Annotated in this window: 10 protein-coding genes; all 10 read right to left on the bottom strand. The window is 39.5% G+C overall.

What is annotated here, in order from left to right:
* Positions 1-144: 144 nt before the first annotated feature.
* The 10 genes from BM156_RS18230 to BM156_RS18185 all read right to left on the bottom strand — a co-directional run bounded on the left by BM156_RS18230 (position 145) and on the right by BM156_RS18185 (position 20,546).
* Complete coding sequence (locus tag BM156_RS18230) at positions 145-1,815, bottom strand: glycoside hydrolase family 10-like protein (RefSeq protein WP_093921342.1); 1,671 nt, start codon at positions 1,813-1,815, stop codon at positions 145-147.
* Positions 1,816-1,938: 123 nt separating this feature from the next.
* Complete coding sequence (locus BM156_RS18225; protein ID WP_093921341.1) at positions 1,939-3,666, bottom strand: RagB/SusD family nutrient uptake outer membrane protein; 1,728 nt, start codon at positions 3,664-3,666, stop codon at positions 1,939-1,941.
* 229 nt (positions 3,667-3,895) lie between these two features.
* Positions 3,896-7,069 (bottom strand): SusC/RagA family TonB-linked outer membrane protein, encoded by a 3,174-nt coding sequence (locus BM156_RS18220; RefSeq protein ID WP_093921340.1) that lies wholly within the window; start codon positions 7,067-7,069, stop codon positions 3,896-3,898.
* Between the two features lie 55 nt (positions 7,070-7,124).
* Entirely contained in the window at positions 7,125-8,351 is a 1,227-nt protein-coding gene (locus tag BM156_RS18215) for a phosphodiester glycosidase family protein (protein WP_093921339.1), read from the bottom strand.
* A 526-nt stretch (positions 8,352-8,877) separates the two neighbouring features.
* Entirely contained in the window at positions 8,878-10,089 is a 1,212-nt protein-coding gene (locus BM156_RS18210) for an ROK family protein (protein WP_093921338.1), read from the bottom strand.
* A gap of 286 nt (positions 10,090-10,375) precedes the next feature.
* Complete coding sequence (locus BM156_RS20730) at positions 10,376-12,478, bottom strand: DUF4855 domain-containing protein (protein WP_170847010.1); 2,103 nt, start codon at positions 12,476-12,478, stop codon at positions 10,376-10,378.
* Positions 12,479-12,829: 351 nt separating this feature from the next.
* Entirely contained in the window at positions 12,830-13,954 is a 1,125-nt protein-coding gene (locus BM156_RS18200) for a DUF4855 domain-containing protein (RefSeq protein ID WP_093921337.1), read from the bottom strand.
* A 265-nt stretch (positions 13,955-14,219) separates the two neighbouring features.
* Positions 14,220-15,113, bottom strand: coding sequence for a DUF5000 domain-containing lipoprotein (locus BM156_RS18195; RefSeq protein ID WP_093921336.1), 894 nt, complete (start codon positions 15,111-15,113; stop codon positions 14,220-14,222).
* 21 nt (positions 15,114-15,134) lie between these two features.
* Positions 15,135-17,108, bottom strand: coding sequence for a RagB/SusD family nutrient uptake outer membrane protein (locus tag BM156_RS18190; RefSeq protein WP_093921335.1), 1,974 nt, complete (start codon positions 17,106-17,108; stop codon positions 15,135-15,137).
* 12 nt (positions 17,109-17,120) lie between these two features.
* The gene (locus BM156_RS18185; RefSeq protein WP_093921334.1) at positions 17,121-20,546 is read right to left on the bottom strand and encodes a TonB-dependent receptor; all 3,426 of its coding nucleotides are present in this window, start codon (positions 20,544-20,546) and stop codon (positions 17,121-17,123) included.
* Positions 20,547-20,621 lie beyond the last annotated feature (75 nt).

The raw sequence follows: 20,621 nt of genomic DNA, 5'->3' as shown, positions 1-20,621 counted from the left end.
CAATTGTCGCAGCTTACTTCTTAATGAGTAACTGAACATATCGCTCCAATTAGGTTTGATGAACAGAAGGATAGGAAACGAATCCCTATCCTTTCGTATTCATCATTCTCTTTCAAAAAATCTAAGCATAAGTTATAATGCTATCTACAAACTTCTAAATGGACCATATTTTAATGCTTCAATCTGCTCGTCACTCAAGGCATTGAATGAGAACAGGCACACGCCATCGGCTCCTTTTTCTCTCGAAATTTCAATTTGTTCCAGCAAGGTTTCCGGCTTAAAGCCCATATATGGTCCTAAGCCCACGATCTGACTGACATCGGTTCCGGCAACAATCTCTTTAAGGCTTTCAGCATCATTGCTTACCGTCATATTATCAAAAGCATAAGACATGATATAAACAGCATCCACCTGATCTTTTTTCACCCAAGTTCCCCAATCCTGAAACTTAAGTTCGAGGCTTTTAACCGGGTGTGGAACCACATCAACCGACAGCCCCACATGCTGATGTTTTCCTTGAAGCAGCTCGTTAACCTGCTCCACAAAACGAGTCACATTATTGGCACGATAATTATTCCATTGCTCCCACTCAGCTTTATCATCTGGAGAAATAGCCATAATGTCAAAGTTCAATTTCTTTTTTACATTTTTGCGGCAATAGTCGCAATAGCAGAAGCCTTTATCCCAAGGCTCACTTAGGGAATAGCGAATGTAGTCAAGCTGCACTTCCGGGATCGGATAACGTTGCAGCATGGTATCGATGGTGGTTAACAAGAAGTCGGCCACCTCAGGACGTGATGGACAGAAATAATGAAAGCCTGGTTCCAGTACGGCAAAAATCTCTCCGTGTCGGAATTTACCAACCCATTCTGGTTTTTGCTTAACCAAAGGTGATTGCGCTCCCCCAATGAAAAACATTTCGCACCAAGGGATTACCTGCATCCCATATTTGGCACACTCTTCCACCATAATTTGCATTGGATCCCAACCTTTAAACTGAGGTAATTGAGGCAATAAAGGATGGGCACTTGGATAAATGGCATAACCATTGTAAATGGTTTCAGGCAAAATAGCATTGATTCCGGCATCAGCCATTCGCTTAATTGTTGCTTTAAGCTCCTCTGGCGTTTTATCAGCAAGACGCACCCAGACTCCCCGGAATTCATTCTCACGGGGCTCGAAAGAACTATAATATAGTTTTCGTGAGCGATCCAACAACTGCTTGCCATACATCAAAGCCATGTCGATATGTTGTTGTTCCCGAGCATTTTCCAACGCATCGAAATCAGCTTGCACCAACTCTTCAAAATCTTTGATCGCCTGACCATCAGTCATTTTACCCGTTTCAAAGCGTTGCAACACCTTTTCATAAGTTTGGCGAGCCTGAACTATGAAGGTATTTTCGGTTGTGGCGTACTGCAATGTATTTCCCTCAAGCCTGATTTCCATACCTACATTTAAATTTTGGCTAATCCAAAGACTCGCGCTTTCATTTCCAGAGATAACAAATCCATCGGCAGGGATTGCCGAGTTGTTTCCTCCTACGCTGACGACTATGCCATTTCGAATAATCGCTTCACTTCCCCATTCATTCGTTCCGGTTTGCTCACCAAAAGCGGGTGTATAGGCAACCAAATGGTCAGGTCCACGGCCTCCGGGAAAGCCCACTTTTTCCGGGTCAACAGCAGTCAACTCCTTTGAACCTGCTTCACGGTATATTGCCGTTGACAACTCTTTATTCACCCAGCTTACTTTGGGTTGACATCCCATCGCTATGAAAAGTAAAGCAATTCCTGTTAACAGATTATACTTCATGATTATTTTTTGCTAAGTCAGTAATTCAAAATCACCTGTAAAAAAAATACAAGTGACCATTTTCTTGAAAAAGTAAGTGCCCAAGGATTGGGTATCCTCAAGCACTTCTCTCTCTATGTAAACTTAATCCCAGCCGGGATTTTGAACCAAGTTCGGGTTAAGGGTAATTTCCTGTGACGGAATTGGTAACAAGTAGTCACGTTCCGGATTAAATCCGAAGCCTTGTGGCAGAGACTCTTGATATGGCTCCAGGAATCCATCTTCATCAACAAGAGGATAAAAACCGGTAAATGAATTTTCCAGATCTGAACCGTAGTACTTCATTCCTTTCGGACGTTTTCCGGCAAAACCTTTATGAGCACGCCAGCGCATCAGGTCATCAAACCTCAGGTTTTCCAAAGCCAACTCAACACGACGCTCTCTTCTCACCTCGTAAATCAAGTCAGACACACCATAAATATTGTTTGGATCAGATGGAACATTACCTACATTCAGGTTGCCCACATCAACACGATTGCGAAGCTGGTTGATTGAACGGTCGGCAGCTGCCTGATCCAATTCTCCAAGCTCAGCACAAGCTTCCGCATAGTTCAGCAATACTTCTGCATATCTGAAAATAATAGAAGCTGTTATACCAATACCTTCCTGATTCTTTTGCTGTGCAGGATCCGGATCGATTCCTTTATAAAGCATGAATCCGGTTGTATTGCGGTAAGTACCTGTTTGGTCGATATAAGGAACGGTGAATACACGCTGAACCGTTGCTTCATAGCCCACATTTGTCAAAACATCTCCGGGCAATAAAACAGTCTGCGCTAAACGAGGGTCACGATCAGCAGCCATGGTTGTTAAGCTGGAATAGTCAACGTCAGTTGCCAAGGTTCCATCCTTTTTAAGATAAGATTCCACCAATCCTAAAGAAATTCCAGAACCTTCACCTCTCCATGGAAGCATCCGCTGAATATTATGCGTAATTCCTTGACCAATATTAAACTTCTTCCACAACATTACCTCAGGGTTACTGCTTAAGTCTGTTTGATTAAATAAACGCCAGTAAGAATTACTTGGGTCACCTGAAGTATACAAGCTATACTTGTTGCTGTTTATCACTTCCTCTGCAGCCTCTTTGGCCAAACGAAGAAATTTAGAACCATCTTGTCCTGAAATCCCAAAAGGAGTTCCGGCATGGTATTTTTCCCAAGTACCTTCGTACAAACAAATACGAGATTTAATCAAAAGAGCGATTTCGCGGTTAATGCGGAAATCTTTTGCTTCGCCTTTCGTTTTCAACAAAGCAATTGCTTTATCAATGGTTGAAACGATTGAATCAGCCACCACATTACGAGGCAAACGAGCTTGAAACAAAGCTTCGTCACGAGGACCATGAACCTCATTCAACCAAGGTAAATCGCCGAAATTTTTCAACAAAGTATAGTAGAAGTAAGCTTTAAAGAAATAAGCTTCTCCAACATAATGGTCCACATCAGCCTGAACACCTTCAACAGTATGATAATTGGTTAAAAAGTAGTTCACGTCACGAATTCTCCCCCAATACCAGCTTCCGCCAGTAGTAGGTACGATGCCTGTCCCATTTAAACGCGTATCAGGAATCTCTGGAATTAAGTTGTCGCTATTGTTCTCGCTATAAAATGAAGCCCACCATCCTCCATGAACACTAAAGGATGATGACGAATAATAGTGGTTACAATACAGTTCAAGGTCGGTAACGCTCTTCCAGTACTGATTTTTAGTAAATCTGTCAGTCGGATACAAATCCAGGTAATCACTATCGCAGGAAACAAAGCCAGTGATTACGGCTGCCAATATGATTAATATTTTTAGATTTTTCATCTCTTTTAAAATTGTTTATTTCTATTGTAGAAGATCGATTCCGATAAAACCATCAGGAGATTCGCATGAAAAGCAATCTTTCTTTTTCCTTAAGTTGGAATTCGGTCGATGCTTTCTTTCTCATGCTACTCACGATCTTCTTTTTTATTTCATCTATAAAACTTATGTTACCGATCAACAATTTCGACTCCAAGTCAACTGTTGATCGTATTTGTCATCTTCAATAAAATTAGAAGGTTACATTAACCCCTACAGACAAAGTTCTCTGCATTGGATAAGTTTTACCGGCAGTCTGGTTATTCATACCAGTCAAAGCTTCTGGATCAAAAATGTCATTCAGCTTAGTAATGGTCAGCAAGTTCTCAGCTGATACATAGACATTCACTTTCTTCAACCAGAAGTCTTCCATTAGTTTTTCAGGAAGCGTATAGCCCAACTGTACGTTTTTCAAACGCAAGTATGAAGCGTCTTGCAAGTAACGTGTAGATACCTGTTGGTTTTTATCGACACCAGCTTTCGTCAAATAAGGACGTGGATAATAAGCATCTGGATTGTCTTTTGTCCAGTAGTCCAGGTGTTGTTCCAACACCGTTGTTTGCCAGCGAGAACTTGCCGATCCAAAGAAGAAGTTACCATTTAACCAAACATCTTTTTTACCAACTCCTTGCCAGAACATAGAGAAGTCAAGATTTCTCCAGTTAAAACCAGCATTAAAACCGTACTGGAATTGTGGCACCCAGTTTCCGATAATCGACAAATCACCATGATCATCGACAGTAGAAGCACCTCTGGATATTTTTCCATCCCCATCAATATCCTCGTATTTTACGTCGCCAGGGTACCAACGGTCGTTACTGATTTCAGACAAATCAGGTGCGTTATTAACTTCGTCTTCGGATTGAAACAAGCCGTTTGAAGTAAATCCCCAAATTGTACCAACTTCTTTTCCAACATATTCAGTCCAAAGAGAACCTGTTGGGTTATTGAATTTTTTATAAACACTCTTGTAGTTAGAAAGTGTTCCTTTCACATAGTATGAAAAATCACCAATTGTATTTTTCCATCCTAAAGACAACTCAAATCCTTTTGTTTCAATATCCACATTGTTCAACCGAGGAACATTTCCACCATAAGTTGCAGGAGGAGTTTCTGCAGGTCCTAACAAGTCTTTACGATCACGTTTGTACCAGTCAAAAGTCATTGTTAAGCGGTTGTTCAAGAAAGCACCATCAAGACCAAAGGTTAACATCGATACGGTTTCCCAAGTCAAGTCAGGGCTTGGAACAGCTGGCATATAGACCACATTCGGTTTTGAGTTTCCCCCCATCAACCAAGGGTAATTACTGCCAATCATATAGGTTTCCAGGTATGCATAAGGATATCCTGTTTGGTTACCCAATGATCCGTAAGAAGTTCTGAATTTCAACTGTCCAACATAGTAACGGTGAGCTTCCATAAAATCTTCTTTGGCCAAATTATAACCCAAGGAGAATGAAGGGAATGATCCCCAACGTTTGCCCTCCTGAAAGTAAGAGCTACCATCAGCACGCCAGTTCACCTCTAGCAGGTATTTTTCCTTATAGTTATAGTTGAAACGCCCAAAGAAACTACGCGTAGCATAATGTCCTTTAGATTCTCCTCCAGTGATCTCTCCAATAGCAGTATTAATAGACGGAATTAATGGCGATTGCAAGTGCTTCCGACTTACATTATGCCGGCTGTATTCTTGTTTAGCCTGTTGAAAACCACCCATGATCTTGAAGTTATGATCATTGATCACTTTCGTGTAGGTTGAAAACACTTTCGGGGATTTGTATTCAGTTGTTCCAGTATAGGTATAGTAGCGGCTATTTTCGATGCTACCATATTGGAATTCGCGTTCGCCAACACCGTAGTAAGTAAAAGTTGGGTTGTGTGTAAATTGTTGCTCCCAAGTAGAATTGTTCCAGTCGTAGCCAATCTCTGTCACCCAGTCTTTAATTGGTTCAATTTTGGCGCCCAGCGTCATCATGTAGCCAGTGTTTTTATCCATTGTTCGGCCCCCCTCTTCAATCTCTGTCACGTCAGACACACGCATGTAATGTCCGTTAGGGTCTTTAATCGGGTTAGACGGCCAACGAGCCTGTGCAATGCGGTGAAGCATGTTTCCATTCATCAACAAGAAAGTAGGCATATCCACAACTCTTGAAGAGTAACGCATGTTACTATTCACAGTTAACCAATCGTACAATTTCGATTTTACTTTTGTACTGATTGTTTGTTTTTCGAAACTATCATCACCAAAAGTGATAATCCCTTCCTGATTCAAATTACTTCCAGAAATGTAGTAATCTGTCTTTTCTGAAGCTCCACTTACACTTAGGTTGTGTGTTTCTTGCAAAGCCCAATCTTTAAAGTGAAAATCAAACCAATCGGTATTCGCATTGGCATACTCGGTATTGGCCCATTTTGTTGGATCCTTTGGGTTTGGAATTGTTCCAGGAATGTCGCCTTCGTTGATGTAGCGTTTGATACGCTCAAGTGTTTCCACTGAAACTAAAGGAAGTCCGCCACCATTTACCGACGCAGCATTGAAATATTGTGCATAAGCATAAGAGTTGGCTTGCTCTGGCAATTTGATTGGAGCAGAGAATGAGAAGTTGTTTGAGTAATTAACACGAACACCTTTTTTACCTTCTCTAGTTGTAATCAAAACTACACCATAGGCAGCTTTTGCACCATAAATAGAAGCTGATGCAGCATCTTTTAGAACCGTCATTGACTCCACATCCGCAGGGTTCAAATCAGAAATAGACCCTTCAACTCCGTCAATCAGGATGTAAGGACTACCAGCACCACGGATATTCATTAACAGATCAACTCCAGGTTTACCACCATTGGCACTACGAGTAACAACCAACCCGGGGATTACCCCCTGTAAAGCTTGTGCAACACTCGTTACCGGACGATTTTCGATAACTTCAGCCGAAACGGTTGTAATCGCACCTGTCAGGTTTTCCTTTTTCGTGGTACCATAACCAACGGCAACAATTTCTTCCAATTCAACCATACTGTTTTCTAACACAACATCGATCGTGGTTTGGTTACCAACTTCAATTTCCTGCGTTGTGGTTCCAATAAAAGAGAAAACCAAAACGTCTGATTTTGAAAGCTTGCTGATTGTGTAAACACCATCCTGGTCAGTTACTGTACCTTCGTAGGTTCCTTTAACCGAAACACTAACGCCTGGCAGAGCTTCTTGGCGTGAGTCAGTTACTTTTCCTGTTACTTTAATGTCACCTTCCTGGGCATAGGCACTCAGTACAGTGAGGCACATCAATAAAAATGATGCCGATAATAATCGTATGGGAATTATTTTTTCAACATGCGTTAACCAATAACGCACGGTTTGTATTTTTTTCATAACAATCGTATTTACTGGATATGCTGCAGAGGTGCAGCCTCATAATTAGAATTAGTTATTTGCTTACAACAATAATCGAGTTCGCAGTAGCTCGCTGAGCTCCATCACTTAAAGCATTGATCGTTTCCGAACCGTGCATGAGCGTAGATGAACCTCCTCCATCAAGATTCAAAGCATCCCAAACGTCGAATTTTTTATTCAGGAAATAAGCCATTTCATCCAGACTCATTCCTTTGCTTAACTCTGAACGTCCTTCAATGACGACCATGTAAAATTTGGTTTTGTCTTTGTTGTAAGCGATACAAGATCTTGGATGGCGTTGATTCTCGTGAGCCATAGTACCCTCAATCTGAATCGCCTGGATTGAATTATTCATGCCTTCTTTTACGATGTGCCCCCATCCTCCGGCAACTTCACGGATTTTGATGCTTTCATCCATTCCTGCATAGCTGTTCTCAATTTTAACCACTTCGCCAGCTGTCAAATTCATGATGTACTCCCGAGCAGTTCCATGACCAGAAAGAATTAGCTGTTTTTCAGGATCTGTCATGGTAATACGCACATCATCCATGGTGTTATCAACTTCAAGCACCTTATACTCTGTTGTTGAATTTACATAGTCAGCCTTGCTTCCAACCTGTTCAACCAACACCTCTGCTCCCCATTTGTTGGCCCCTGACTGGTTGTTTCCGTCTTTCATTTTTCCATCATAGACGACTAGGTAGTCAGCCAAACGCGTACCATTGTACGAATTAATCAAACGCTCTTTGTTTCCAATCAGCAGCTTGCTTTGAAGGTTTGCCAAATTAATGTAAGGAACACCTTGGTCATCGACGAATAATGCAGCATGTGGCTGAGTTGTAATTCCAGAGCTATAGATGTCTCCATTGTGCACTGTTGTTACAAACTGTAACCCCAGCTCCATGTGGAAGAAATCGCCATTAATACCGGCAATAACTTTTTCACCATTGGCTTCTTTGCGCTCAACAATGCTTGCTAAAGTTTCTTTGTTTACAATTTCTCCCCACGCTGCCATATCGTTAGCCGGAGCTAATTCAATCTGGTTTTTGGGATTTGTCAAATCAATTTCTATTGCATAGATGTTCCAGGGGGTTTTATCCTCCTGAATATGCAACAATTTCGATCCGTTCTCCAACTCTGTTGTCTCAACGGTCTCAAATGTATATCCGGGTTCATCCGTGATATACAACTTATCCTCTTTACAATTTGTAAAAAGCGATAATACGATCAATACCGATAGGTATACAATGTATCTTCTCATGTTGAATAAAAATTTGGTTAGTTATGTACTCTATTATAGGAGCTTTGTTTACTCTTGTTTAGGTCTGTTTTATCCTACATTTATCTCTGGGTAGCCCTCGTTCTTTTTCTTAATCTGGACTATTCACAAGATTTAGTCTGAAGAAATTTGAAATACCAAACGGATGAATCATGGGTGTGTTGATCATTGCCTATAGTCTCTCTTCCACTCTATCGCTCCTTAATCAACTCAACAAAAAACGAAACTTCGATTAAAGCCTTTAAGCGCACAAAATAAAGGCTATTAAAAGTAAGCAGCGCTATTCTTTCATCAAGCAAACTGGTCATATCCAAAGACCTCAGATAGAAAAATGAGCAGGAAAAATTTACTTTTCAGAGAATTGAAGTAACTTTGCAGTACGATTTAATACAATTATTACTTCAAAAGCCCAATATTGTCAGTGCCGCCAAGCCTGGCAACGGGCTTCTGAAAAAGAATCCCTCTTCATAAAATTTCGTTACATATTTTGTTGTATTTAGGTTTGTTGTCAAATCAAGTCGTAATGGTATAAAACCTGCGCTGCCGCTCCTTTCCCTCCAGACTCGTCTCCTGCTTCAGAAAACAACAAATCACAGGTTCTCAGAGGCTGTGATAAAGCAGTATGAGTCATTCCCGACTTTACTGAATCTGCTAAAATATCGCTCGCCACCACAAATTTTCCACCAAGAATTATCGATCCTGGGTTTAGTAAATTAATGACATTCCCCAAAGCTTTACCTAACTTAAATCCGATATCATGCAACAAAGCAATAGACAAAGCATCTCCCTTTCTAGCAGCCTGTAGAATATTGTCATACCTCACCTTTCTCAACTCACCTTCAGGAAGCAGCAAGGTTTTCTCACCATTTTTGACATATTCCTTAAAATTCTCCTCTAAAGCATAACCAGACACTTCCATTCCCAGACACCCGCGTTTACCACAAATACATAGTTTGCTTGATTCGCCAAACTGCATATGCCCAAATTCGCCAGCAAAGCCCTGATTGCCTAGAACAACCTTTCCGTTGGAAATAACAGTCATCCCCAAGCCACGACTTAAATTCACGATTAAGGCATTTTTCTCTTTCCTGGCTTTTCCGAAAAACCGTTCAGCCATTCCCATTACATGGGTGTCATTATCTAAAAATATTGGAAGTTCAAATTTCGAAGACAAGTGTTCGGTCAAGGTTTCTTCCAAGAAATTGAAGTAGTTATAAGATTCTCCTGTTTTTGAGTTGACCCTTCCAGTAATACCAAGTCCCATTCCCAAAACACGGGTTTTCTTTTCATCCAGCTCTTCAAGACACTGACCGATAAAATCGACAACAAAGCTGAGGCATTCCGGCGTATTTTCCAACACAAACTCATTATCCTTTTTCTGAAAAACCTCAACCATTTCCATATTGAAGACAGAAACTGAAATTCGCTTTAACAAAATCTCGACACCAATCGTATAGGCATATTCCGGATTAATTTTGTACACAACAGGCCGACGCCCGTTATCGGTTTCCATTTTACCAACTTCAACCACAATACCATCCGCAATTAATTCATTCACCAACTTCGTTCCGGTAGGTACACTCAACCGAAGCCGACGACAAATTGCAGGTATCGCCAACGGATCTTCTGACTTATTCAAAAAAGCAACCATTTTGCGCTTTTGTGCAAATTGCTTACTTTCCATATCAGTTCCGTTGTGTTGTGTTCGAAATAGCTCCATCCTCTTTATTGTTCAAATTAAATTGATAATGCAAGTTTATTAAATTTTTTATAAACCACGCACATGTTAATCAACATTTTTAAAATTTATTTTCAAAACTAGTGCTTACCAAAAAGAATAAACTTCGAGTAGCCTATGTGAGTTACGGGTAATAAGCAAAATCTATTGACAAACTATTTAGTAAAAAAAAGCAGTTCCTCTTTTCGAGAGGAACTGCTTTTTAACTAATCACCATGTCTGGAACTACTACGAATAATAAACAGTCATAATCTACAATCCTATATTATTAATTTTTCTGGAAAAAAGTCTTTCGGTGCTCAATAATCAATTTGGCCATTCTGTCGATCAACTGCTTGTCCTCGGAGTTAGTCGATTTATAAAAGTTGTAAATGCCATTGCCCCCCTCATAATAAGCTATTGATGCATTTTTGTAAACGCCATTATTCTCAAAAGCATTAATGTAGTCAACCAGTTTATCCCTCCGGTTATCATCACTACTACTAAGAGCCCTGGCATCAAATTCCATTTCCAGCCCCATTCCTTTGCTATAACCATGATTACAAACGTTGTTAAGATGCTGTTCCTTTAAATCGTGAAAGAAGTAATTGGGCTGTATCCAGGCAAAATCAAATTGGTATTTCTCCCAGTCATTATATCCTTTTGCTCCCCAATAAGGAATCCAGTAAAACTTAAGTCCTTTCGAACGAATATAGTCTCCAAGTGGTACCAAAATATCAGCACAACGCCGAACATCCTCATCAACCCAATAGAAGCCTTTAAGCTCAAGATTGTCATAACCTTCACTTTCATAGCGCTCCAAAAACTGGTCAATATACCAACGTCCGGCTTCCAAGCGATCATCAGCTACAGAGAAATCAAGTGTTTTCCCATTCAATTTGCCCCAGTCTTTTTGCTCTAAAATAGGCGATGGAATACCTGAGATTAATTTATGTTTAAATTCTGGTTCTCCAATAACTTCTTTCTGTTCTTCAATGCATGCATTAAGGGCCGAAATAGCTTTCCCTTTTTCGAACCTTCTGTCCAGCAGCCATTCCCACTCCTGGCGCCGTGCCTTGTTTGGCGAATAACCTGGAGCAAAATCATATCCCTTTCCATCTTTAAATTCCAGGAAAAGAAACCCATCAAAAAGCCACTCTTTATTTCCTTGTTGATCTTCATGGACAACATAAGGAAGAAACTGATCTTTGTCCCATTCCATCGGACGATGAACGCCTCCCTGATAAATAAGAACCAAGTCTGCAACATCCGTTTTACCATAGCTCGACTCAACGACTCGCTCCTCAGCTATTTGGTCCTGATTTTCTTCCAAATCCACTTTCTGCCTTTTAGCAATTATCTTTGCCAAAAGCATATAAAGCTCGTTATCTTCTGCTTTGTCCGAATGATACAATTTGTAGAATGCATCTCCGCCCTGATAATAAGCCACCTCCATTTTGTCCCAAACGCCATGCTGATCGAATATGCGAATGTAATCTCTCATTCGATAGCCCCATCCGTTTTTAGCCAAGGCACGATCGTCAAATTCCATTTCCATGCTCATGCCATACTTCATGGCATTTTCGCAGGCCTTTACAATTTGCGATATCGGTCTCTCTTCATTGAAGAAGTAATTAGGCTGATAAAAAGCCTGATCGAAACCCAGTTCTTCCCACTCGTTGTAACCGTCTGAATTGAAATACGGTATCCAATATAATCTACGTCCGTGCATTTTCGTGTAATCAGCCACATGTTTCACCAGATCCCGGCTATTGGTGGCCTCCTCAGCCACCCAATAAAAACCAGCTAATTCCAGATTTTCAGGGTTTGCTTTCTCAAAACTCTCCAGGGCATAATCAATAAACCATTTACAGGCTTCCAGCCGGTCTTCTTTTTTCGAGAAATCCATGGACTTACCGTCTATTTCGCCCCAATCGGTTTGGTTGGGTATTGGTTCTGGAACTGTGATTACCACTTTGCGTTTCGTGGGCATTTTTGTCCCTGAACTCTCCAACACATCCGAAATCTGACTGTTCAAAGCCATAATGGCATTCCCTTCGCAAAAATAGTTGTCGATCAATTTTTTCCACTCCACTTTGCGTGCAGCTAAGTCTTTGTAATAGGAAGCAAAGCCCCTTGTACCGTCATGAATTTCCAGGAACAGAAATCCATCAAATAGCCAGTCTTTAGTTCCATCTTCATTTTCAAGAGAAACATATGGTGCAAAATGTTCTTTGTCCCATTTAATACTTCGGTGTGCCCCACCATCATAAATCAACACCATATCGCGTATGGTCAGATCTTGTTTCGAGGCGCATGAATTAAACGAAATTCCTGCCGCAACCAATAGTAATGAAAATAAAAGCTTGTAAGCAATTCTAATTTTAAGCATAGTTTATTTAGTCTTTAATATGATTTAATTGTAATCAGGGTGAGTAGCTCTCTATAAGTCCAAAGATTATTCAACAGTATCCTTTGGCAACAGTAAACTTTCAAAAACGGCAATAGTATTCTGAAATCGAATTAAACGATCATAGTGTATTCAAGATATAGGTGAGTGAGCTCACTTCTCATTTACTACATTCCAATTTAATTTGAACGCAGAAAAGTCTGAAAATCCCCACCGTCTCGTTATTTTTCGTTTTGAAAAAAGGCAAAGGCAAAGAATAAACACAAATTTGATAAAACAGAACCACCACTCCACCACTCCTAATTTCAAGATCTTAAATAGTATATTAAAATATTAGTTCGACCGTTCTGACACAAACTTGCAGAATTTATAGTAAAGTTGCCTGTCTTCTTCTGCACTTGATTTTGAAAGCTCATACAGGGTTCTGTTTCCTTGGTAATAGGCCAGTCTTTTTGATTCCCATATTCCATATTCTTTAAAAGCTTTCATATAGTTTTCAAGTCGGTACCCCCAGTTACCACGGTCAATCATCGCTCTGTCGTCAAACTCTATTTCCATATCCATGCCATAGTTTTTAGCATCTTCACACGCTTTGTTTAGAGATGAAAGAGGCGTATTTGCATTGAAAAAGTAATTGGGTTGGTAATAGGCATAATTAAAGGTGAGTCGTTTCCACTCAAACGCCCCATCGGAACCATTATAAGGAATCCAGACAAAACTGTATTTCAAATCGTTCAGATAGGCTGAAAGATCCGCCAGTATCCCCCTTGAATTGGTAGCCTCTTCTGCAATCCAGTAAAAACCAGCCAATTCAATATTTTTATAGTTCATCTCTTTAAATTTCTTTCTCACATAATCGATATACCATTTACAAGCATCAACCCTGTCAGTTACCTTTGAGAAGTCTAACATGACTCCGTTTTTTAGGCTTCCCCAATCTTTTTGCGTTTTTATTGGCTCCGGAATTCCGATCACCACTTTTCGTTTTTCGGCAGGTTCTCCCAAGCGTTCCTTGGCGCTCTCAATAGACCTGTTCAATGCCCCTATGCAATAACGCGACCGAAAATAGTATTCAACCAGCTGTTTCCATTCGTATTGATTGGCCGGAACCGAAGTATATCCTGAAGCAAATGTTTTCCCCTCTCCATTGTGGATTTCTAAAAACAGGAATGAATCAAACATCCAATGTTCTTTGCCCGATTCATCAGTATAGGTCACGTATGGCTCTACATATTCCTCGCTCCATTCATGCCCCCGGTGCGAGCCTCCGGCGTACAGAAGAACCATGTCGTTATTTTCTAAAAGTTCAGTTCTGTTTTTCTCCCATTCATATACTGACTCTTCTTCCTCTTCTTCTGGAGGAAGAGGCGAAATTTCATTGGGTTCATTCTCCGAACAAGCGAAAAGCAAAAAGCATATCGTGAATACGACTAAAGAACGAGTTATTATTTTTTTCATTGAATATTACTTATAGAATAATAAGATATCTATGGAAATAGTATTGTATATATCCATTTGACAAACTCCTATAGTCTCCATATAAAAATACAAAGACTCACTCGCATCCCATTATTCTAACCTAGATCTTAATTAAGATATTTTTATAATTCCCGAATGTTTAATAAACATTCAAATACAAACAATATTAAATTTCCACATACTCCTGTAAAATTTCAAGTAACATGAAATAATATTATTTCATGTTACTTGAAAAATCCAAATGCTATTTATTCCATGCCCATAAAGACAACTCACAAATTGAGATGTTAGTGAGTGGAGGAGAAGTTCTCCAGTTTTTTCTATTAATTATCCGTAAATACCTCACACTCGGACTATCATCCTTTTCAAAGTGAACATTATCTCCTTCAGCAAAATCAGCTAAAGTCGATGAAGAATTATCAATATCAGCTAGCTTGGTCCAATCTGCCCAATCACCACTAGCAGGAGGCTCTCCTGGCAACATATAGCCCCATAGTTCATATTCTTTAGGACACGTATGAGTATAAGCCCAATACAAATGAACTTTGACTTGTTTTAAATCATAATAACTTCCGTCAAAGCGTGTACCAATATCAAAAGTAAAAGAACTTGTAGTCCAATAATTTCGATAACCTATTGAAACGTAGTCTTCTGGTTTAGACATGTAACCTCCATCCCATAACACACTCATCGGGTCTCCTCCCCGAGGCGAATCGTTATCCAGATTATTAGCTTTAAATTGAGATTTATCAACTGTTATGAACTCCGGAATTGTTGCAGTTACAGTATATATAAGATCATCATAAATATTATTAACCGCTATTTCATATGGTTCAGTTAAGTCCAGTGTTAAAATGGTATCCACAGGAGCAAGAAGTTTTGCTCTTTTGGAAACACTTAGATTTACTTTTACTTCCTTTAAGCTTTTTAAGTTGAATAATTCCAGAGTAATTGTTCTATTCTTATCGGAAATCTCAGCGCTCACAATTTGAGGTCCATCTTCTGCAGTTACAGCTTTAAAAGGTGTTAATACTGGGTTGACAGGAATTGATTCATCCAACTTATCATCGTTGCAAGCTGATAAGAGAACAATTCCACTACAAAATATAATACTCCAATAGAGAAATACTTTTTTCATGTTAATTCCTTTATTATTTTGTTACCACCAAGGATTTTGAGCCAAATTATAACTCTTATTAATTTCATTTTCAGGTATTGGGAACAAATAAAATTCTCTTTTAAACACACGAGTTTCAAAAGGAATTCTTTCATAAAAACCTGTAAAAGAAAAATCATTTGAAGCAGCATCACCTGCACTTATAGCCATACCCCACATACGTCCTCCATCACCCCATCGACGATTATCAACTGTACCATCTTCATCTACAGTATGAGCCAACCATCTTCTGCGCGAAGTAAAATAGCGGTCACCTTCCATGCACAGCTCGATTTGCCTTTCTCTTAAAATAAACTCGCGCTGAAGTTCTTTATCTCCCGAAATTTCGGGATTTGATACGAACGCACTTGGCACACCTGCTCTCTCCCGAATCATATCCCAATATTTGCGAATATCAGCATTACTTGGATCATATTCATTCAGAGCTTCAATGTAGTCTAACAAGATTTGAGCATAGCGTATAAAAACATCCATATAGTCCTGTGGATAAGCACGATCATACATATTCGCCATAGGATCAACTCTCTTTTGCGCTAAATACCCTGTTCTTGAAAAGAATGTATAAGAACCTGATTGACGAGAAACTCCCCCATAATACAGCTCAGCACGCGCATAACCATCCTTCTGTCCTTCAGAATTATAAAAATTTCTTTTATTAATGTCATCCGGAATTTGAGGGATTACCCGCCTATTATAAAGTATTGATGCATAAAAACGTGGTTCACGATTGGCATACATATTCCAATCCCCTTCCCAATGTCCCCACGCTTCACATTCGCGAATATCTGCGATCATTTGTTTGCGACCTTCTTCGGTACCAACTGCTCTCTCATTAGGATTCCAGTGAGGATTAGGAGATGTAGCAAAACCACTTTCCACATATCCCGATGTTGGATCATCAATGGTCTTTCCGTTTTCCATTAAGAAAGCATCCACCAAACGTTGTGTTGGGCCAACTCCACCAAGCGTTTTCGGTCCTGGAGTAGTGTGTATCATCCAGGCATTCGTGTTGCCCACACTATATTTTCCCCAAATAACTTCACTATTCCACTTTTTTAAGTGAACATCTACACATGATTTATATGGATTAAACTCCCCATCACCGCTCTCATTATTCTTATATAAACGAAGATTAGCTTCTGGATTGTTTTCCGATATCTTGATTACTTCCCGACTAGCCTCCGCAGCTCTTTCCCATTTTGATTCATCATACGCTATATTTACTAACGGAGTCCCATCTGGATTTTTAAAATTGGCATACTCTAAATTACCATTCCATTGCGGACTAGCAGCAAAGGTAAGCACAGTTGATTTTACCGATTTACAAACAATCTTATTCGGCTTTCCCATCCATGTGGTATTATTTTGCCAATGGAGCGGTAAATCTTTTTCTGCCTCATCCATCATTTCTACTATGTAGTTTACACAGTCATCAAAATGAGCACGCCCCATATTAGCAAAGTCTGCATCATTTGGTTGAAGCTCTTTGATCAATACAAATGGTCCCCACTGACGTAGAAGTAACCAATAATAGTACCCGCGTAAGAATTTTGATTCAGCTTTATATTGAACCTTTAAGTCTTCACTTAATTCTGCGCATTTATCAACGTTATTTTCAAATACGAAAGAAGCCCTAATCGCCCGATAAAGCTTTTCGTAAAAACCATGATAATAATTTAAAGAAGGAGTCCAATTTCCAAAATTAAGCCCATAAGTAGGATAAACGGTCCAACTCAAATCGATTTCATCAGACATCCCCAACCACGGATCGTCCTGATGCAGTCTGTGCCCAGGGATTGTTGCATATACATTAGCAAGATATTTCTCAACTTCTACTCTAGAACTCCACACCATCTCATCTGTTTTCATATCATCTGGCAGTTTATCCAAAAAGTCTGAACAGCCTGAAAAGAAAACCAACTGAATTAAAAATATACCTATTATAATTTTTTTCATCTTTCCTTTTGCTTAAAATGTTGTTCTAATACCGAAATTAATTTTTCTAGGAATTGGGTATCTATTCCCATTTGGAGTTGCCGTTTCTGGGTCCCACATATCCCAATGAGAGAACACTGCAAGGTTAGTAGCTAACACATGTATCCTAACGGATTCAAGTCCAATACGTGAAACAAGCTTCTTATCGAATGTATAACCTAACTCCATGTCTGCCAACCGAAGTAAACTTCCATCATAAATATTCCGAGTAGAAGCCTGCCAGTTATTACTTGATCGTCCATTGGAGTGTCGGGGGTAAAATGCATTGGGATCTGGATTCTCTTCAGTCCACCTATCCAAAGCTTTCTCAAAGACATTTCCTTTACCTACACCTTCACTAAATGGAATAAATGTGTTTCCTCCCAAAGCATAAGTAACTCTTGCCTGACCTCGAAAAAACACACCAAAATCAATACCTCTCCACATAAGCTGCGCACCAAAGCCATAAATAATTTCAGGTACATTCGTATAGCCAATGGCAGTTTCATCGTTAATGTCAATCACACCATCGTTATTGATGTCTTTGTACTTCACATCTCCCGGACGTACAACTCCAAACTTCTGCTCTGGACTGTTATCTATCTCAGCTTGATCTCTAAATAATCCTTCAGCAATTAAACCAAATCGTTGACCCAACGGATGTCCTGTCCTCATTCGGTATTCATATTCCATCAGAGGTTCATCCATTTCTATTACTTTATTCCGCGTGAAAGTAAAGTTTCCGTACAAACGGTAGGAAAACTTATCAATAGAATTATTTAGCTCCAATGTTGTTTCAAATCCTTGATTCTCCATAACTCCCATATTTGCATATGGAGTTTGGTTAAGCCCTGCAACTGCAGGCATAGACCCCCGCTGTATTAAAATATCAGATCTTCTTTCATGGAAAAAGTCGACATCCATCGAAAATGCATTTTCAAACAACCCAAGTTCAAAACCTACGTTCTTCTTTAATCCCTTTTCCCATGTCAAACTCGACACTCCAATTTGATCTTCTCCAATACCACCTATTATAGTTGGATTAAACCCAAAACCATAACTACCTAGACCATTTCCCCAAGTAGACAAGTACCCATAACGATAATTATTAGGGAGAGCATCTGACCCCACTAATCCAACAGAAGCCCTAATTTTAAATAAGTTAACAACCTCTGAATTCCAAAATGATTCGTTTGAAATAAGATAACCAATTGCCCCCGCAGGGAAAAGACCAAAACGATTGTCTTTAGGGAAGTTCTCAGATCCGTTATATCCAAGGTTAAACTCACCAAAGTAGATATCTCGATATGAATAAGTTCCCCTAAAGGCAATACCTTGTTTTCGATAAGGCAATGCCATTATTGAACTACCTGCAGTCCCATCAATATAGTCTCGCTGGTAATACATAAACATTCCTCCTACTCGATGATTTGTATTGAACGACTTATCGTAATTTAACTGAGCTTTTGCTTCAATAGCTCTATTAGCGCCTGAACTACTTGAATACCTCAGAAATTCTTGTCCTGTATTTACCTCTTTTACAATTAAATCACCTGTATCATCATCTACCCCATCAACTGAATAAGTTGATGAAAGCTTATTTCGACGCTGTATCGTATTATTATTTGAATCAAAAGAGAAAAATCCTTTAAAATTCAGTCCATCCACCAACATCGACAGATCTTGATTCAACACCACCTGACTCGTTATTTGTGTATTAAATCGCGTATTATAACCAGAGCCATGTAAACGTTCTGCAGGATTTAACTCGCCCACCTGACTGGGAGCTCCCCATCCCCACTCGATGGAACCATCTGGTTCTCTTCCTATAGGCAGGCGCACGGGACTTGACAAAGGGGTTGATTGATATGCCCAATAAAATAGCTCATCAGAAGGACTTCCAAACCATCTGCCATAGTGAGATCTGTTACCTACTCCTGGCTCATGAATATCTATCAAGTTAGCACCAATTTCCAGGTTTACGATTGTAGATTTTGTAACCGTAATATCAATATTTGAACGAAAATTATATCGTTTTAAATTAATATTTGTGTTGTAATCATTTAATCCATAATCTTTAAAGTTCCCATTATCTTGAATAAAACCTCCACTTATAAAATAACGGGCTCTTTCTCCGCCACCTCGAATTGTTAAGTTCGCGTTAGTATTATTTGACCATTTTTTGAAGATCTGATCAAACCAATTCACATTTGGGTAAAGAAAACGGTTCACATCTCGTTCTAGATAATTGATATATTCTTCCGAATAATTTTCCTGACCAAATGCTTCATTATAAAGTCTAGCATAATCAGCTCCTCCAACAAATTTCGGCATATTCGGTAAGTCAGATATTCCTGATTCCAATTTGAACTCAACAACTGGCTTTTGTGCTACCCCCTTGCGAGTTGTTACCAATACGACTCCATTAGCTGCTCGAACTCCATAAACAGCTGTTGCTGACGCATCTTTCAATATCGATATCGATTCAATCTCTTCAACCGCAATGTTAGTCATATCTCTTTCCACGCCGTCTACCAAGACCAAGGGACTTTTATTTGATCCCAGCGTTGCAATACCACGCACCCAAAAAGAAGCATTATCATAACCTGGTTCTCCCGATCTCTGAACAATAGTTGCGCCTGCAATTCTTCCCGAAAGTGTTGACACAAGAGAACGTTGAGGAACTGCAAGTTCTTGCGTTTTGATAGAAGAGATAGACCCAATAACACTAGCTTTTCGTTGAGAGCCCATCCCAACAACAACAGCTTCTTCTAATAATGTAACCGCTTCTTTTAATGTTACATCTATCGCTAGTTTATCTGATACCTCAACCGTCTGAGCCTCAAATCCAATAAAAGAGAATACAAGAATATCTCCCTTTTTTGCTTGAATAACATAATAGCCTTCATTATCCGTAATTGTCCCTTTTAAGGTTCCTTGAATAGTCACATTTGCACCAGGTATGGGCTGCCCATCTCCATCTGTCACCTTACCTCTTATCTGTAGTGGAACTTCTCCTTGTTGCTTTTTATCGTACAGCCTTTCTTGAGTAGTTCCAACGTCCTGTTTTCGAATCACGACATAGTTATCTACAACTTCATATTTCATACCGGAATTTTGAAGGATACGTTCCAGCACAAGACTAACAGAAGCGTCTTTTATACTTACAGACACTTCCCTTTCTACATCAAATTCTTCTTCATTGTAAAAAAAGTAGTAATCCGTTTGCTCTTCAATTTCATTCAAGGCTGAACGAATAGAAACCTTTTTCAGATCCAGGTTAAGCTTTGAATTTTGTGAGAAGGAGGAAGCATGTACTACCATTAAGCTCCCAAACAAAAAAAATAAAACCAGTTTCATGGTTAGTAAAATTTTTCTCCATCGTCCTGGTCGACAATAGAACGTCAATAATTTTTTCATAAATTTGGAATGTTTTGATTAATACTCATCAAGTTTTTCAAAACACCTTATAAGCGATGGTAATGTTGCCGCATT

This window comes from Sunxiuqinia elliptica (assembly GCF_900113005.1).
In the GTDB taxonomy this organism is placed as follows: Bacteria; Bacteroidota; Bacteroidia; order Bacteroidales; family Prolixibacteraceae; genus Sunxiuqinia; species Sunxiuqinia elliptica.
This window is presented reverse-complemented; position numbering and strand designations above follow the sequence as displayed.

What these genes read in the sequence shown, in the direction of transcription:
- BM156_RS18220 (WP_093921340.1), bottom strand. Translation starts at nt 7,069, where the DNA reads ATGAAAAAAATACAAACCGTGCGTTATTGGTTAACGCATGTTGAAAAA.
- BM156_RS18225 (WP_093921341.1), bottom strand. Translation starts at nt 3,666, where the DNA reads ATGAAAAATCTAAAAATATTAATCATATTGGCAGCCGTAATCACTGGC.
- BM156_RS18230 (WP_093921342.1), bottom strand. Translation starts at nt 1,815, where the DNA reads ATGAAGTATAATCTGTTAACAGGAATTGCTTTACTTTTCATAGCGATG.
- BM156_RS18190 (WP_093921335.1), bottom strand. Translation starts at nt 17,108, where the DNA reads ATGAAAAAAATTATAATAGGTATATTTTTAATTCAGTTGGTTTTCTTT.
- BM156_RS18210 (WP_093921338.1), bottom strand. Translation starts at nt 10,089, where the DNA reads ATGGAGCTATTTCGAACACAACACAACGGAACTGATATGGAAAGTAAG.
- BM156_RS18195 (WP_093921336.1), bottom strand. Translation starts at nt 15,113, where the DNA reads ATGAAAAAAGTATTTCTCTATTGGAGTATTATATTTTGTAGTGGAATT.
- BM156_RS18200 (WP_093921337.1), bottom strand. Translation starts at nt 13,954, where the DNA reads ATGAAAAAAATAATAACTCGTTCTTTAGTCGTATTCACGATATGCTTT.
- BM156_RS20730 (WP_170847010.1), bottom strand. Translation starts at nt 12,478, where the DNA reads ATGCTTAAAATTAGAATTGCTTACAAGCTTTTATTTTCATTACTATTG.
- BM156_RS18215 (WP_093921339.1), bottom strand. Translation starts at nt 8,351, where the DNA reads ATGAGAAGATACATTGTATACCTATCGGTATTGATCGTATTATCGCTT.
- BM156_RS18185 (WP_093921334.1), bottom strand. Translation starts at nt 20,546, where the DNA reads ATGAAAAAATTATTGACGTTCTATTGTCGACCAGGACGATGGAGAAAA.